We start from the raw sequence: 17,979 nt of genomic DNA, 5'->3' as shown, positions 1-17,979 counted from the left end.
CCGAATCAAAGAAGGGGTATTTTTGCGAATAATCATTTAAATAAAACCTAAATGGCATTATTTTTGTTTCATCTATCTGTATTAACTTAAATGAAATAATTATGTTTATTGGTTGGATTTTATTTATAGTCATTGGTGTTGGAGGCATGATTGTGTCGCAGGTACTCCAAAGCAAGTTCAAAAAATACTCAAGAATACCTTTGGATAGCGGTATGACCGGACGCGATGTGGCGAGAAGATGCTTCATGACAATGGTATCTATGATGTCAAAATTATATCTACCGGTGGCATGCTGACCGACCACTACAATCCCCTTAATAAGACAGTGAACCTGAGTGAAGGAGTTTACGGAAGCAATAGCGTTGCTGCTGCCGCTGTCGCGGCACATGAGTGCGGACATGCAGTGCAGCATGCTCATGAATATGGACCATTGAAAATGCGATCGACCCTTGTCCCTGTTGTCAGCTTTGCCTCTAAATGGGTAATGTGGGTCATTCTTGCCGGAATATTTATGATCAATACATTTCCTTCTCTTATATGGATCGGTATCGCATTATTTGCTGTAACGACCTTGTTCAGTTTCATTACTTTGCCGGTAGAAATAAATGCCAGCCAAAGAGCTTTAGCATGGCTGAACACTGCGGGAATAACCGGTACCGGTAATCATGGTATGGCAAAAGATGCCTTGAAGTGGGCTGCATATACATACGTTATAGCTGCAATAGGATCATTAGCAACACTCATCTACTATATAATGATAGCGATGAGTGGCAGAAGAGATTAATTTTATATTCTGACTGGTAGTTCTAAATAATCGTTATAAGATTATTTAGGGGGGCTATGACAAGATAGATAAGAGGATTCCCTTATTGGGGTTCCTCTTCTTTATTTTCAGGTATATTTACGTAAGTTTCACTTTGAAGCCGTTGTTGCTGCCCATGAAGGTCAAATATCTGAGTGCGGAAGCCGGTATTACGGTGTAGTTTATTATAAGCTTCTTTTGCAGCTTTTTGTTGAGATTCTTTTTTTGAATAACCCGTTCCTAAACCGGCTTGTAACCCCATTATAATGACTGCAGTCTTGAAGATCGGGGTGTTGTCTTCATCCACATAACTATCTATTAAGTCGAAACTGACGGATATTTTTTGCTTCTGGCTCCACTCTATTAGCCTGGATTTATAGTTTGCCTCAATTTCGGCAACGGTATCTATATTCAGATGCCTTTGTATCAATCTTTCAAAAACAAATTTCTTAGCCACACGATATCCCTGGTCAAGATAAATAGCCCCGATAAGCGCCTCTAAAGCATTGCCATACATATGCGTATTATGGGCTGTGCTACGTGTGGATGATTTTATGAACTTGTCAATACCCAAGTCCAAGGCCAGTTTATTAAGAGTTTCTCTCTGTACTATCTTAGAACGCATGTTCGTCAAAAAGCCTTCTTTCTTATACTCAAACTGTTTGAATACAATATCAGCTACTATGGCATCCAGAATGGCATCTCCAAGAAACTCCAAACGTTCATTATTGATCCATCGGCCGTCTTTCAGTTTTATCGAAGAGGATTTGTGTAAAAAGGCCTGTTTGTACAATGTTATATTATACGGATAAAAGCCTAATATTTCATGGAAAGATGCATAAGGCTCCTTCCCTCTTTTAGGAAGAAGCCTTATACTTCGATATATTTTTCTAAGCACAGTGTTTCTATTTCTTAAACTTCTTCACTATAATACAAGCGTTATGTCCACCGAAGCCAAATGTGTTAGATAGTGCTACATTAACAGTTCTCTTCTGAGCCTTATTGAATGTAAGATTCAACTTGTAATCGATTTCCGGGTCTTCATCACCTTCAAAGTTAATTGTAGGAGGGACAATGTCATTTTGTACTGCCAATACGCAGAACAAAGCTTCCATAGCTCCGGCAGCACCAAGTAGGTGCCCTGTCATCGATTTGGTTGAACTAATATTCAAGTTGTAAGCATGTTCGCCAAAGACCTCTTTTATTGCCTTTATTTCAGAAGGATCTCCTACCGGAGTTGACGTTCCATGTACGTTGACATAATCCATCTCGGTAGGGTTCATATGCGCGTCTTCCAAAGCATTTCTCATCACAAGCTTTGCACCTAAACCTTCCGGATGGGATGCTGTCAAGTGATAGGCATCAGCCGACATACCACCACCGACTACTTCGGCATATATTTTAGCTCCACGAGCCAACGCATGCTCTAACTCTTCGAATATAAGACAAGCAGAACCTTCTCCGATAACGAATCCGTCGCGACTGGCACTGAACGGACGAGACGCGGTTTGAGGTGAATCGTTTCGTGTAGACAAAGCTGTCATCGCATTGAAACCTCCAACACCTGCCGGCGTAATCGCTGCCTCCGCACCTCCCGCTACCATAATATCCGCCTTACCCAGACGAATCTGATCGAAAGCCATAATAGCGCTATGTGTAGATGAAGCACAAGCCGATACTGTACCAAAGTTAGGACCTCTCAATCCATGACGGATGGAAATCATCCCTGCCGCTATATCCGAAATCATTTTAGGGATAAAGAACGGATTGAATTTCGGGCCCATATCTTCGTGTGTATAGTAATAGCTGACCTCTTCTTCAAAGGTCTTGATGCCACCTATACCGGCCGACATAATCACTCCTATCCTGTCGCAGTTTTCTTTTTCAAAATCAAGCTTTGAATCTGCAATGGCCTCTTCCGAAGAAGCTACAGCCAATAATGTATATCTGTCACATTTGCGGATTTCTTTCCTGTCCAAATGAACTGAAGGATCGAAATCTTTTACTTCACACGCAAATTGTGTTTTAAATTTAGAGGCATCGAAATGAGTAATAGGTCCAGCCCCACTCACTCCTTTTAAGGCATTGTCCCATGTTGCAGCGACATTATTACCTAGCGGAGTTACCGAGCCTAGACCTGTTACTACTACTCTTTTTAATTCCATAAGTAAATATTGGAAAAAAGATTATTTTGCATTTGCTTCAATGTAAGAAACAGCGTCTCCTACTGTAGCGATTTTTTCAGTTTGATCATCTGGAATAGAAATGCCGAATTCCTTTTCAAATTCCATGATTAATTCCACTGTGTCAAGTGAATCTGCTCCAAGATCATTTGTAAAGCTAGCAGTTTCAGTAACTTCAGACTCTTCCACGCCTAACTTATCAACGATTATTGCTTTCACTTTTGATGCTACTTCCGACATAATTTTTAGTTTTGATTAATAATAAATTTTTATTTTTTAATTTTGTCGGTGCAAAGTAACAGTTTTTTATACATACGAAACAAATATTTTGCGGATAAAATAGTTAAAAATTGCACATTACTTTTATTTATGTGCATTATATATAAAAAATGTTTATGCATAAAATCGCCATTTTTGCTTCCGGATCAGGTACTAACGCCGAAAATATTGCCAATCATTTCAAAAACAGTAAAACGGTAGAAATATCCCTTATAGTTTCGAACAAAAAAGATGCCTTTGTGCTCGAACGGGCAAAAAAGCTGGAAATAGAAGCTGTCACTTTTTCCAAAAATGACTTTGATACGACCGATAAGGTTGTCAATTTCCTAAAATCAAAAAATATAGACTTCATCGTTTTGGCCGGTTTTTTGTTAAAAGTCCCCGACAATTTATTAAAAGCCTTTCCATACAAAATAGTCAATATCCATCCGGCTCTACTGCCAAAATTTGGAGGAAAAGGGATGTACGGGGATAAAGTGCATAAAGCTGTGGTCGAGTCTAAAGAGTCTGAGTCGGGCATAACTATTCATTATATAAATGAAAACTATGACGAAGGCGACATCATATTTCAAGCAAAATGTCCGGTTTTGCCAAATGATACATTTGAGGATGTTGCAAAAAAAGTGCATGCACTTGAGTACACGCACTTTCCTATAATAATTGAGGATATTTTATCCGGACAAGACTAATGTATAACAAAGGTCTTTAATTGTTCTTCACCTCCACGGGCTCATTATTTATAGACCTCGACCGCACAATTGTTCTGCGTTCACCTTGTGATTGAGCCGGAGCTGTGTCAACTTTCGGTTGAGGCGGAATTTCTTGTGAATTATTCTTTATTACCGGTTGAGAAGGCTTCGCCTTATTCTGGTCTTTTTTGGAGTTATCCGTGTTTTTTAAATTATATGCCGGTGTATTATAATCCGAATCGTACATATCTCCGGCCGGTAATTTTAGCCTGTTTACTGCCTTTTCTGTCAAAACAAGCCATATTTCACCATTCGGATTAGGTGTATTTGTTTTCAAATCCCGACTTATTACATCTCCCGGCAAAAGGAAATTGGCTATTTCCGGATTTACGGGTGTGCCATTTACGAAATACGAAGGTTTATCTCCATACGTCAGATATTTCGAGATCAGTTCATTTTCAGACATTCTTTTTTGTTCCAGCAAGAGACTATCAGCATATGCCCTGGCACTCTTTTCCTTCTTATTAGCTGTAATATATTCTGTCGACAAACGATAACTCAAACTTGTATTCCCGGCCTTGAGGATAGCCTGGTCACGTTCTATTTCTTTCAATATATCATTTACCTCCCTAACCGCTTGAAGCGATGTCAGATTCGGCTGAATTTCATTATAAAGAGAATCTACTACTTTTCCTTTGGCGCTAAATAGAAACTCGAATTCAGGCCCGGTTAATCCTGTATTTAAGCGACTTACTATTTTAGTTGTATCTCCTGTAGTGACCCGATACCTTTTCTCTCCTATTTTTTGTGCTACAGCTAAGACAGGAAGAATAAGAAGAATTATTAATATATATCTATTTACATTCATTTGTGTTCAATTTATTATCCGATACCCCTATGTTGCTATATAATTAGCAAATATACAAGATTTTTCCTGAAAGATATTTACCCTTAAGAAATTTAGCATGCTTTTTAATCTTTTATAGTCTTATAAGTATTGAAAGGGTATATTATTTTCGTATTTTTGTTTTATGATAAGATACATCCTATTTACTTTTTCATTATTGTTTTCCATCTCTCTAGGCTCAGCAACAATAAAAGGTAAAGTTGTAAAAATAACAGATGGAGATTCTATTACTATTCTGACTAAAGAAAATAGACAGATTAAAAAATCTCCAAAGTATTTCAATTTTATTAAGTTCAGGAGAATAGGGTGGCAAGAAAAAGATATATAGATCTTGTTTCTGCCATTCTCTGATCTCGGATTTGAATAATTTGCTTCTGTGTATAGGTGCATTGTCCAATACGATGACAGTTCTTTTGGTAATATATTTGCAAAAGCTATCCAGATAGGTTATCAGGTCATTGGATTTCATATTACCTTCGAGAATATGGTACTTTATCTTGGAATCTATTGTCAGTAAACAAAAAACAGTTAATTGGATGGATTTTCGACAAGGGAGAAGTATTTGATTGTCTTTGTGTTGCCAAGCGTAAGGCACATTTGGAGTGAGACCAAAATGAGATTCATCACCAAAGTATAAATCGATAAACCCTGTTTTGTGTAAATCTATAAGAGACTCTATTTCATCGGATTTTTCGTCAAAAAGTTGTTGATTACGAAAAGGCTTTAAGGATTGTCGGGCTCTTCTCCGGCTATATCCAAAGGTCTTTTAAAAAATTCTGTAAGGTTAATTTACAGACTCGGATATTGTGTTTGGATTCAAGTTTTTTAGGATTGGATTTAGATTTCGGCTGTGTTCTTTCACCAAATCGGGAAGCAAATCTTTGACTGGGGCAAGTTTGACTTTAGCGCCACGACCAGCAGATATGGATAGGGTTTTATACTTATCCTGCACTGATTCCCATGAATCAAACAGGCGTTCCAGATTGTGACGGAAAATACGAACTAATTGGCTGACTTCTTTGATAGAACGTTGTTCATTAGAATAAAGTAAACTTAAACAACGATTACGAATGACTGAATTAGAATTGGTCTTATATAATTTTTCCAGTTCCGACTTTTCTTCTTCCGATAATCTTACGAATCTCATAAGATATTTATTATGAGATAAATACAGATAAAATTAGTCATTTAGATAATAATGTGACAATAAATATTTTAAATTACTTAATTGTAATGTTTTCAATATTTTTTCGTAATTTGCGCTGAAGTTGTTCATGTGCTTAATCGTTTGTCAGACAATTAAATATAACTATTTAATTGATAATGAGCAACTTCTTTTTATTCACCTAAATGCACCACGAGTTATATTAGTATTCTTTTACCATTAGAATAACCATATAATAGAGTCAACTTAAGAGCACTACTATGAAAAAAATTTTATTTTTTTTCCTGTTAACTTTTTATATTTCATCTTTTGCCGGATCAAAAGATTCTATAACGACTCGATTGGATGAGGTTATGTCTAAAAAAGGGCTGTATGTCAAGGAGAAAGAACTGCGAATACTGGGCTTAAAACAATTTTTAGCTCGTCAGGACCTGTCTTTAATACAATTATATGACATTTATCAAGAACTTTATTTAGAATATAAGAAGTTTAAAACAGACTCCGCTGTACACTATATACTAAAGAATAGGGAGGTTGCTAAAGAAATCGGGAGTTCAGAACTTCAGTACAAAACAGAACTCCAGTTATCATGGCTATATTCAACAAGAGGAATGTATATTGAAGCTAAAAATATTTTGGATAAGATTAAAAAAGAAAAAATACCATCAAACTTGGTTCCCGAATATTACAGAGCTTACGATTCTTTTTACTCACATTATGCCTTGAGTAATAATGAAGAAAAATACTATCGCCTGAGCAGTGGCTATAGAGATTCCCTGCTTTTGGTATTAGATCCTAAGTCTTTGGAATACCAGATGGAATATGCGATAAAAGAGTTATATGATCTAAGGGAAGAAAAAGCAACCGAACTCTTTAAAGAGTTATTAGACAGAACTACTGACGATGACCCTAACCGGGCTATGATTGCATACTTTCTGGGTTATGCATACAAAAAGCAGAATAATCAGGAATTACAAAAAAAATATTTCTCTATATCTGCTATATCTGACATAACAAATTGTATAAAGGATAATGCTTCTTTCCAGAACTTGGCATTGACTTATTACGAGCTGGATGATATAGATAAAGCATATCGTTTCATTCAATCGGCAATAGAAGATGCTATTTTCTGTAATGTAAGATATCGGACTATCGAAAGTTCGGAGTTTTATTCAATAATCAATTCGATGTATTTAAAAAAAGAGAATATACAAAAAGAAAAATTTAAAACATACCTGATTCTTATAAGTGTATTATCATTGGCTCTGCTTCTGGGAATAATTTTCATATACAAACAAATGAAAAAGCTCTTACAAGTCCGGAAGCAATTATACAGGACAAATCTCGAGCTTGTAAAACTCAATCAGGATTTACAGGATACAAACAATAGCCTGGAAGAAGCCAATCTTGTTAAAGAGGAGTATATAGCCCGTTTCTTTGATCAATGCTCGGAATACATTGATAAATTAGAAATCTATAGAAAAAATTTAAATACTAAGGCCAAAAACAACCAACTGGAAGAACTCTTGAAAATGATTAAGTCAAGAACATTAGTTGAAACAGAACTGGAGGAATTATTCCATAACTTCGATTCTGTATTTCTTAATATTTACCCTACATTTATCGAGGAATTCAACGCCTTACTTATACCTAACGAGCAAATATACCCTAAACCTGGCGAGCTGCTAAATACCGAACTGAGAATTTTTGCACTAATACGGCTTGGTATTACAGACAGTATAAAAATAGCGAATTTCTTGCGATATTCTCTACAAACCGTATATAACTATCGTACCAAAGTTAGAAACAAAGCAGCCGGATCACGGGATGAATTTGAAGAAATAGTAAAAAAAATAGGATCAATTAAGCTAAATAAATAAGAATACTCAGAAACTGTTTAAATTTTATTCGTTCTTATTTTCAGAACTATTTTCAGATAAAAAGAGGCTGAAAATGAACGAAGATAGTATTATAATAAAATATTCGTATAAAATTTAAACAGTTTCTCAATACATTCTTAATACTTTTTTTGAAGAAATATAAATAATATATATCTGTATACCAAATTATTACATTTTTAGGTCAATACCTTTTTACACCTCAGTAAAAAAGTTTATAAAGAACGCGATACATTTGAGAATTGAATAATATGCCCTATTAGTGATTCAATTATAGAAACTGATATGCGTTATTATTCTGTCAACATATTTCTTAAATTTAATATCATGTATTTATGAAGCATCTCTTCAGAAAGCAATTAATCTTCAAGTTATGTATGCTGTTATTAACAGTATTACTAACTATTCCAGCCTATAGTCAGGAAACTATTTTTGTAAAAGGAACAATAACAGATGCGAAAACAGGTGAGACTCTTATCGGAGTTTCAGTTGTTCCAAAAAATTCCCCGGGTAATGGCACAATAACAGATAATGATGGCGCTTTTAGCCTGAATGTAAAACAAGGAACTGTTTTAATGGTTTCTTATGTGGGATACCAATCTGTAGAAATCACCGCTAATTCTAGTAATATTAACATCAAATTAAATGAATCCGACGAATTATTAGATGAAGTAGTTGTAATTGGTTATGGCACAGCCAAACGAAAGGACGTTACAACTGCTATTTCTACAGTATCCACCAAAGATATAGATCAGCGGCCGATAGTTTCTACCGGACAAGCCATTCAGGGCAAAGTAGCGGGTGTCTCCGTAATTCAACCCAATGGAGCGCCAGGTGGGGAACTGTCTATACGGGTACGTGGAACAACTTCTTTCAAAGGGAGCAATGACCCTTTATATGTTGTGGATGGCGTGCCTGTAGATAAGATCGATTTTCTGGCGCCGAATGACATTGCCAGTATGCAGATAATGAAAGATGCTTCAGCGGCAGCAATCTACGGTTCACGCGCCGCTAATGGAGTCGTACTGATAACCACCAAAAGTGGTCAGAGAGGAGAAGCAAAAGTAACACTGAATGTTCAGTATGGTTTAAACAAAGTAATTAACAACATAGATGTGCTAAATACAACCCAATATGTTGAACTGCAAAGGGAATTAGGAAAAATTCTTCCTGATGGATTAACTGATCAAACCAACTGGTTTGACGAAGCATACCAGACCGGCCAGACCCAAAATTATCAGGTCTCTATCTCAGATGGAACAGAGAGGTTGAAATACTTTCTGTCCGCAGGTTACTTAGATGAGAAAGGAACGCTAAATGCTGCATTTCATAAACGTTACAATGTCAGGGCAAATATTGAAAACGATGTACGTAAATGGCTGAAAATAACAGCCAGCGCATCCTACTCAGATAGAAGCAGGAACGACTTGATAACCGGGCAGGGATCGAATCGCGGAGGGGTTGTGCTTTCGGTGATCAATACACCTACATATGCTCCTATATGGGATCCAAAGAATCCCGGCCAATACTACGATAACTTTAATGGTGCGAACATAACTCATCCTCTGGAAAATATGGCGCGTAGCAAGAACGATAAACAGCGTGAAGACCGCCTTATCCTTTCGGGTAGCGCACTTATAACACTCATGCCCGAATTGAACATTAAATCAACATTCAGCATGGACAGAAGAAACGGATTAACTACCTCATTCCTCGATCCGGTAGCTACAAGCTGGGGACGTCAGCATTTTGGTATAGGCAAGGACGAGAGAAACAAAAATACCGTACTTACATTCGATAATGTAGCTACATTCAAGAAGCAATTTAAGCAACATAATCTTGAAGTTATGCTTGGTACATCGTTTACCGATTCGAAATATACGAATAGCTGGATCAACGGAACTAACTTCCGGCCGGGTGATAATATTCAGACGCTGAATGCCGCTAATAAAATAGACTGGAACAACACCGGAAGTGCCGGTTCTGAATGGGGTATCATGTCATACTTTGGCCGTGCGGCATATAATTATGACAGTAAATATTTATTTACTATAAATATACGCCAGGATGGTTCGTCCCGATTACATCCGGATAACCGCTGGGGAACTTTCCCTTCCATGTCGGCTGCATGGAGAATCTCTTCCGAGAAATTCATGGAAAACTTGACATGGATAGACGACCTGAAAATTCGTGCGGGTTGGGGTAAGACAGGGAACCAGTCGGGTATTCATGATTATGCTTATCTCCAACGATACAATATACAGCGTCTGCCGTGGTTTGAAGCGGGCAATCAAGATGCGGTGCCAACTCTTGTTCAAGCCAATCTGAGAACGAACGACCTGAAATGGGAAACAACAACACAAACAAATGTCGGAGTTGACTTTATCATACTCAAAAACAGATTGAATATCACCCTGGACTACTATTATAAAAAAACAACCGATATGCTGATGAACGTAACCATGCCCAGCACCGGAGCAAGTTCTATCGGAACAACCCAACGTAACGAGGGCGAGATGAAGAATAAGGGTTTTGAAGTAGCCATAAGTTCAAAGAATATACAGGGTAAGTTCTCGTGGGATACCGATTTTAATATATCATTTAACAAAAATAAAATGACTAAGTTGACGCATACATTAATCTATGTAGATGGGCGGACCAATGACGTTGTAAATGCCACAGTTGTACGCAATCAACCCGGCAGACCATTAGGTAGTTTTTTTGGCTTCATAAGCGATGGAGTAGATCCTGAAACCGGAGAACTTATATACCGTGATTTGGATAAAAATGGACTAAATGGAAATGATGGTGATCAAACCTTTATTGGTGATTCGAATCCTGATTTTACTTTTGGCTTGACAAATACTTTTTCTTGGAAAAATATTAACCTGAGTGTTTTTCTGCAAGGATCGTATGGCAATGATATATTCAATGCATCCCGTATGGAGACCGAGGGTATGTATGATGATAAGAATCAGACAACAGCTGTGCTTAATAGATGGAAAATTCCGGGACAGATAACCAATATGCCTAAAGCCAGATTTGTTATGAAGAACTCTACTTACTTCGTCGAAGACGGAAGCTATCTGCGAGTGAAGAGTCTTTCGCTGTCGTACAATGTAAAAAATAAATTTTTAAAAAAGATAGGTATCAGTCGTTTACAACCTTACTTTACGGCTAACAACCTGCTGACTTGGACAAATTACTCAGGGATGGACCCCGAAGTGAACCAATGGGGAAACAGTGGAGCTGTGCAAGGCATAGACTGGGGCACTTACCCTCATAGCAAATCGTATGTATTTGGTGTTAATTTAGAATTTTAACAAAATAAATTAAAAGCAATATGAAACTTAAAAATATAGTAAGGTCTGTATTGGGTGTAATCCTGATTTTTGCAACCGTATCATGCTCCCTCGACTATGATCCTATATCAGACTATTCGGATGTAACGGAGGGATATAGCGAAGATGGACAGGAAGTGGTATTCAAGGACAAAGCAGCAGTAGAAACTCAATTGCAGGTCCTATACACGGAGCTTAGGAATCAAGATTGGTACATCGATGCGACACTAATAGCCGAAAGCCATGCCGATAATGCTTATGCCGGTGCATTCAATGCTGAGGTAGGACCTTTCGAAGACAATTCCATTGATGGGACAAACACTGTATTGGAAAGGGATTGGAATCGTTATCTGAGTCAGGTCGGGATGGCAAACAAACTGATTATATACGCCGACAGTGTGGCCGATAACTCATTAAGTGATACCGAAATAAAAAGATACCAGGCACAAGGGATGATATTCCGGTCGTTAATTTTATTTGATATGGCGCGCCTTTGGGGGAATATACCATTGGTAACAGTGATTGCTCCCAATATTACAAGTGAAAACTTCGATGAAATATATCCGCTCTATTTTCCTTCCCAAACACCGGAAATAGATGTATATAAGCAGTTGGAATCAGACCTGCTGTTTGCTATCCAGCATGCTCCCGACATTAATCCTTCAGACAAAACATTGATGAGCAAAACTGTAGCCCGCGCACTGCTGGCTAAAGTTTATGCCGAGAAGCCGATAAGAGACTATGATAAGGTTGTAAAATATTGTGACGAGGTGGCAGCCGATGGCGTAGACCTAGTTGACGATTTTACACTGCTTTTCGGTATGAATGACAAAGTAACAGACATTAAAGCGCGTAATACCAAAGAGTCTATACTCGAAGCTCATTTTGTGGCAGGCAATGGCAACTGGTGTTATATGATGTTTGGCCGCGATTTGTTGAATTGGGATGCTAACTTCTCTTGGAACAAATGGGTGACTCCATCACGAGACCTTATAAAACTGTATGAAACAGAGGGGGATACAAAGCGTTACGAGGAATCTATCGTTTATTACGAATGTGGATGGTCACTTTATTATCCGAATGATAATTATCCATTTATGTATAAATGCCGCTCATCGCAAAGCAGTATTATTTACTTACGTTACGCGGAACTCATGTTACTCAAAGCTGAAGCATTGTTAATGAAATCTTCTCCCGATCTTAATGCTGCTGCGAGCATAATAGACAGAATAAGATCGAGGGCCGGATTACAGGGTTTGCCGGCTAATATTAAAGCAAATAAGGAAAGCCTTTTTGATGCGCTGATGAAAGAGCGCCGGATGGAGTTGGCTTTTGAAGGAGAACGCTGGTTCGAGTTGGTTCGGCTGGATTTGGTCGAAAAAGTAATGAATGCCGTATATGCAAAGGATAGCGGAAGGGTTCCTGTTAAATGGAACTTCTCCCAGGCATCTTACAGATTACCTATACCGCTGTCGGTGATTGATAATAACCCGAATATTGTTCAAAACGAAGGATACTAAAATATTAAACAGGAAACATGAATAAATTTAAAAATATACCGGCATTAATATTATTAACTGTGTCCTTAATCTCGTGCAGTAGTGATAGAGATAAAAAGACGGATGAGAAAGGTGATAATATAAATCGAGATACTGTAACGGCTTATGTTACTACCGGCACACGGTCTGCAGAGTTTGCAAAACAGGAAATAGCCTTTAGCAGTACTGCTGACAATATGTCACCTCTTACGATAACGCTTAATCCTGCGGAGCAGTTCCAATCGATGGACGGCTTTGGGGCTGCTATTACCGGCTCGACAGCCTATAATCTGCTTAAGATGTCGCAGGAAGACAGAAGTAAGTTCCTGAAAGAAACTTTCTCCGAATCGGAAGGTATGGGGCAGAATTACGTAAGAATCTCTATCGGTTGTTCTGACTTTTCTCTTAGCGAATATACTTGCTGCGACAAAAAAGGCATTGAAAACTTTGCTTTGCAGGATGAGGAGCTCAAATATGTAATTCCTGCCTTGAAAGAGATTCTGGCAATCAACCCTAATCTGAGAATAATGGGGTCTCCATGGACTCCGCCATTATGGATGAAGGTTAATAATTTAAAAGAATTAAAACCTTACGAATCGTGGACAAGCGGACAACTAAACCCTGTATACTATCAGGATTATGCTGCATACTTTGTCCGGTGGATTGAAGCGATGAAAGCCAACGGCATTAATATATATTCTATTACTCCTCAGAATGAACCTCTGAACAGAGGGAACTCGGCGTCGATGTTTATGGGTTGTGAAGAACAGAATATATTTGTGAGAGATGCTCTAGGTCCTAAATTTAAAGAAGCGGGTCTGACTACAAAAATCTATTTGTATGATCATAACTACGACTATGATAGCAATAAGGAGGACACTAAAGATCAGGGGCAATATCCGTTGAAAATATATAAAGATGCAGAAACAGCAAAATACGTTGCCGGAGCTGCATACCATAACTATGGTGGCGATAAGGCAGAACTGCTGACGATCCACAATGCAAACCCGGAGAAAGAACTTGTGTTTACGGAAACTTCCATAGGGACATGGAATGATGGCCGTAATTTCGAAAAACGATTGATCGAAGATATGGAAGAAATAGCGCTAGGGACAGTAAATAACTGGTGTAAAGGCGTCATAGTATGGAATCTGATGTTAGATTCAGAAAGAGGACCTTTCCGTCCCGGAGGATGTGATGTGTGCTATGGAGCTGTGGATATTAACAAATCCGATTATAAATCCATTACACGCAATTCTCATTACTTTATTGTAGGGCATTTATCTTCTGTTGTGAAATATGGCGCTGTTCGTATCGGCACATCGGGTTATACCGACAGTGAATTAATTTATTCAGCATTTAAAAATCCAGATGACAGCTATGCTTTTATTATACTAAACAAGTCTGCTACCTCTAAAAGGATAAACCTGTACGATGGGGTAAGGAGTTTTGTGCATGAAGTACCCGCAAAAGCAGTTGTTTCTTACCGATGGTCTAATAAATAAATCTATAGATTATGAAATTATCTAAATATATCTTATTATCATTATTCTCAACCATATTATGGACTTCGTGTTCAGATGATGATGAAAAAAATCCAGGAAATCCGGTTATGGATATTAAATCGGAGTTTAGCAGCGCCATGTTTGGCGATAGCCTGCCTTTCAAAATTAATGTTTCTGACGAGGTACCTCTTTCCACACTAAAAGCCAGAGTATATTATGGCGAGGAAATGGTATCAGAAGTTGTCCTCAGGACTAAGACAGAAGGTGAATACAACGGTAAGGTTTATATCCCGTTTCTTAAAGATATACCGAATGGAACTCTTAAGCTGGAGTTTATTTTACAAAATATTAATTTTACTGTAAACAGTAAAACATACGACCTTCCCGTAACGCGTCCCGTATATCCTTACTTAATATTTGTAACTGCTGATAAGGAGTATAGAATGGAACATACAAGCGGATATAGTTACGAACTGACCGAAACACTTCCTCAAAAAATAAAGGGATATATCAAAAGCCCGACTGTTACATCAATTGGGAATGAGATGACTTTTGGCTGGGAAGATAATGCTATTTCACAAGGCTCTACAAACGATATTACATTTTCAAATCTTACTTCCGGCGAATACACTATCTCATTCAATACATTCGATTATTCGGCATCACCGTTTATAATAGCATATGCAATAAACGGGACTGTAATGGAACGGATAGATAATGATAACTTTAAGATAGACCTGTCGTTGACACAAGGACAAGAAATAAAGGTCGATGGTATTGACGGGTTCGAAGAATGGTGGATAGATACAGACTTTTTCAGTACAGATGGAGATAAACTTGTATTTAATCCTATCTCAGGCAAATACCGTATAAGTGCGGATTTTAATCTCAAATATCTTAAAGTGGAAGTTATGTCGGGTAATGATCTGGCTGGCCTTGATGCCGGTGGAACAGGTACAATATGGATTATCGGCGACAGCCAGGGTAAACCGTCTTTTGCAAATTCAGGCTGGGATCCTGCTAAAGCAATTTGTATGGCTCCTATGGGAAATGGGAAATACCGGATAAGCTTTGTCGCAGGAAAAACCATCACGGTAAACAGTATCAATTTTGTATTCTTCCTTGCAAAGGATTGGAGTCCCTCATTTGGTCCCGAAACACTTACTGTAAACAGTGATCTTGTCCGTATTGGACTGGGACAGGACGTAAATGGTGTAGACAAAGGAAACATCGCTCTTGCTGCCGACAAAGCATTAACGGAAGAAAAAACCTATGTGTTTGTTATAGACGTATCAGCAGGTATTGACAAAGCAGTATTAACTGTTGAGGAAAGATAATTAGATCTGATAACCGAATAGGTTACTCAAGGATCAGATATCATAAAAGTATAGAGGGTGGCAAAATTGATTGTTTGCCCTCTATTTTTTGATAGCTCGGGACTCTGTTATAAAAAAAGAATATTATTAAACCAATAATCTATTAAACCTGCGATGAAAGTGAATATAAAGACCATACTAATAAGTTGCATTTATTTAGCCTCAGTGAGTTTACAGGCAACCGTCAAATTACCTCATGTCTTTTCAGACAATATGGTCTTACAAAGAGATAAACCCATAAAATTATGGGGATGGGCTGATAAAAACGAAACGGTTGAGATCAGCTTTATTAATCAGATAAAGAAAGTAAAAGCCGATAAGTACGGAAACTGGTCTTTATTTTTAGATCAGGTTTCTTTCGGGGGGCCTTATATTCTGAAAATAAAAGGAAAGGATAATAGTATTTCTTTACGGAATATATTGATTGGAGACGTCTGGTTTTGTTCAGGTCAGTCTAATATGGAAATGCCTGTTCACGGTTGGAGTTCGGTATATAATGACGAAGAAGAGATAAAGAATGCCGGATATCCTCAAATAAGGGCCTTTAATGTAGCCAGAAATATGAATACCGAACCGGAAAGTGACTTTAACGGAACCTGGACTGTTTGCTCATCCCAGACCGTAGCAAGCTATTCTGCGGTAGGATATTTCTTTGCTCGGAAATTAAATAAAGAACTAAATATACCTATCGGAATAATCAATTCTTCCTGGGGAGGAACAGAGATTGAATCCTGGATAAGCGCTGATGCCTACCGAAAGCTTCCGGAGCAAATTCAAGATAAATACAAAAATATAAAAATCACAAACTTAGATCAGTTTGTTAAAGATAATGAAGTGAATAAAGCTTTATATCTTGAGGCAATAAATAACGATCCCGGCACAGTTAATAAATGGTTTACCCCTTCGACAGATATTTTTTCTTGGAACAAAATGCAAATACCCCAGGCTTGGGAGAACGTATTGGGGGATATTGACGGGGTTGTATGGTTCAGATATAATTTCACCTTACCCGGAAATGAAGAAGGGAAAGCCGCAGCTATACAGTTGGGAACCATTGACGATGATGATGTCGTATGGATAAATGGAGTAAAGGTTGGAGAAACTCAGGGCTATGCAACAAACCGGTTATATAATATTCCCCGGGGGATACTAAAAGCCGGGCAAAACGTAATTGTGATAAAAGTTTCCGACCATTCGGGTGGAGGAGGAATTTATGGAAATCCGGATAACCTATACCTAAAGACGGCGGATGGAAAATATTCCTTATCAGGAGAGTGGTCGTATAAGGTCGCCGTTACAAACGCGGAATTCAATTATATTAATATTTCTCCCAACATGCGTTATGCTTTATTATACAATGCAATGATAAATCCGGTTATTCAGTTCCCAATCAAAGGCGCTATCTGGTATCAGGGGGAAAGCAATGTATCTCAAGCTTTTAATTATCGTATCCTGTTTCCGGCTATGATTAACGATTGGCGATCGAAGTGGGGATATCAGTTTCCTTTTTACTGGGTACAGTTGGCAAACTATATGAGTAAAGATAAAGTGCCGCAAAAGAGTGAATGGGCTAGCCTGCGAGAGGCTCAGACCCAGACTTTATCCTTACCTGAAACAGGCCAGATTATTACAACTGATATAGGTGATGCGGATGATATTCATCCGAGAAATAAACAAGATGTGGGACTACGCCTGGCTTTAATCGCACTGAATAAGACTTACGGTATGGATAGCATAATATGCTCCGGGCCAACTTTCAAATCAATGAATATTATTGGGAATAAAGTAAATATTGAATATCATAATGTTGCGCAGGGCTTAGTCGTAAATAATAAATATGGTTATATCGAAGGGTTTGCTTTAGCAGGGCCGGATCAAAAGTTTAAATGGGCGCAAGCATATTTGGACGGAGATAAGGTTGTCGTTTCATCCAGGGAGATTTCCAATCCTGTTGCCATACGTTATTCATGGTCGAATAATCCTGATGTTAATCTGTTTAATAGTGGCGGATTACCAGCCGAACCTTTCAGAACGGATGATTGGGAGATACATGAAAACAAATAATACACTTATTTAATATATACACATATGACTAAAATACTAAAAATAGCAACATTACTCTTTATCGCAGGGTTATCTATAGTTTCCGCGCAAAATAAACCACTATGGATTTCCAATCCATAGGTTTGATTGCGAATAAAATTCGCGTGAGTGTCGACTATAAGTCGATTGAAAAGCGATAACTAAAGTTCTTTGAAATTTTCATTCAAGTATAAAATCCTCATCACTATTGGGT

13 protein-coding genes and 1 pseudogene are annotated in these 17,979 nt (G+C 37.9%); 8 read left to right on the top strand and 6 right to left on the bottom strand.

Features of this window, described 5'->3' with window-relative positions:
- Positions 1-101 precede the first annotated feature (101 nt).
- A pseudogene (locus tag ACYPZI_RS05990) lies at positions 102-784 on the top strand (zinc metallopeptidase).
- 82 nt (positions 785-866) lie between these two features.
- Here ACYPZI_RS05990 and rnc read toward each other — a convergent pair.
- From rnc to ACYPZI_RS05975, 3 genes are read right to left on the bottom strand one after another with little or no spacing between them, the layout of a single operon-like run.
- Positions 867-1,700, bottom strand: a complete 834-nt coding sequence (rnc, locus tag ACYPZI_RS05985; protein ID WP_459599616.1) for a ribonuclease III — start codon at positions 1,698-1,700, stop codon at positions 867-869.
- A 7-nt stretch (positions 1,701-1,707) separates the two neighbouring features.
- Positions 1,708-2,967, bottom strand: coding sequence for a beta-ketoacyl-ACP synthase II (gene fabF / locus ACYPZI_RS05980; RefSeq protein WP_459599614.1), 1,260 nt, complete (start codon positions 2,965-2,967; stop codon positions 1,708-1,710).
- Positions 2,968-2,988: 21 nt separating this feature from the next.
- Positions 2,989-3,225: an acyl carrier protein gene (locus ACYPZI_RS05975; protein WP_459599612.1), complete on the bottom strand. Its 237-nt coding sequence runs from the start codon at positions 3,223-3,225 to the stop codon at positions 2,989-2,991.
- 155 nt (positions 3,226-3,380) lie between these two features.
- Between ACYPZI_RS05975 and purN the strand changes: the two genes are divergently transcribed.
- A complete protein-coding gene (gene purN, locus ACYPZI_RS05970; protein ID WP_459599610.1) occupies positions 3,381-3,953 on the top strand; it encodes a phosphoribosylglycinamide formyltransferase in 573 nt (190 codons plus the stop codon).
- A gap of 16 nt (positions 3,954-3,969) precedes the next feature.
- On the opposite strand, the gene ACYPZI_RS05965 is transcribed toward purN, so the two are convergent.
- The 3 genes from ACYPZI_RS05965 to ACYPZI_RS05955 all read right to left on the bottom strand — a co-directional run bounded on the left by ACYPZI_RS05965 (position 3,970) and on the right by ACYPZI_RS05955 (position 6,007).
- A complete protein-coding gene (locus ACYPZI_RS05965) occupies positions 3,970-4,821 on the bottom strand; it encodes a hypothetical protein (protein ID WP_459599608.1) in 852 nt (283 codons plus the stop codon).
- Between the two features lie 217 nt (positions 4,822-5,038).
- Positions 5,039-5,503, bottom strand: coding sequence for an IS630 family transposase (locus tag ACYPZI_RS05960; RefSeq protein ID WP_459599729.1), 465 nt, complete (start codon positions 5,501-5,503; stop codon positions 5,039-5,041).
- Between the two features lie 141 nt (positions 5,504-5,644).
- Positions 5,645-6,007, bottom strand: coding sequence for a hypothetical protein (locus ACYPZI_RS05955; RefSeq protein ID WP_459599606.1), 363 nt, complete (start codon positions 6,005-6,007; stop codon positions 5,645-5,647).
- 278 nt (positions 6,008-6,285) lie between these two features.
- On the opposite strand from ACYPZI_RS05955, the gene ACYPZI_RS05950 reads away from it, so the two are divergent.
- The 6 genes from ACYPZI_RS05950 to ACYPZI_RS05925 all read left to right on the top strand — a co-directional run bounded on the left by ACYPZI_RS05950 (position 6,286) and on the right by ACYPZI_RS05925 (position 17,747).
- A complete protein-coding gene (locus ACYPZI_RS05950) occupies positions 6,286-7,905 on the top strand; it encodes a DUF6377 domain-containing protein (RefSeq protein ID WP_459599604.1) in 1,620 nt (539 codons plus the stop codon).
- 353 nt (positions 7,906-8,258) lie between these two features.
- Positions 8,259-11,246: a SusC/RagA family TonB-linked outer membrane protein gene (locus ACYPZI_RS05945; protein ID WP_459599602.1), complete on the top strand. Its 2,988-nt coding sequence runs from the start codon at positions 8,259-8,261 to the stop codon at positions 11,244-11,246.
- 20 nt (positions 11,247-11,266) lie between these two features.
- The gene (locus ACYPZI_RS05940) at positions 11,267-12,784 is read left to right on the top strand and encodes a RagB/SusD family nutrient uptake outer membrane protein (protein WP_459599600.1); all 1,518 of its coding nucleotides are present in this window, start codon (positions 11,267-11,269) and stop codon (positions 12,782-12,784) included.
- A gap of 17 nt (positions 12,785-12,801) precedes the next feature.
- Positions 12,802-14,307 (top strand): glycoside hydrolase family 30 protein, encoded by a 1,506-nt coding sequence (locus ACYPZI_RS05935; RefSeq protein WP_459599598.1) that lies wholly within the window; start codon positions 12,802-12,804, stop codon positions 14,305-14,307.
- Between the two features lie 11 nt (positions 14,308-14,318).
- Positions 14,319-15,644, top strand: a complete 1,326-nt coding sequence (locus ACYPZI_RS05930) for a DUF5125 domain-containing protein (RefSeq protein WP_459599596.1) — start codon at positions 14,319-14,321, stop codon at positions 15,642-15,644.
- A gap of 153 nt (positions 15,645-15,797) precedes the next feature.
- On the top strand, positions 15,798-17,747 hold the full coding sequence (locus ACYPZI_RS05925) for a sialate O-acetylesterase (RefSeq protein ID WP_459599594.1): 1,950 nt from the start codon (positions 15,798-15,800) through the stop codon (positions 17,745-17,747).
- Positions 17,748-17,979 lie beyond the last annotated feature (232 nt).

The sequence above is a fragment of the Dysgonomonas reticulitermitis genome (genome assembly GCF_054601275.1).
The sequence above is the reverse complement of the archived record's forward strand: the minus strand, read 5'-3'. Positions and strand labels throughout refer to the sequence as shown.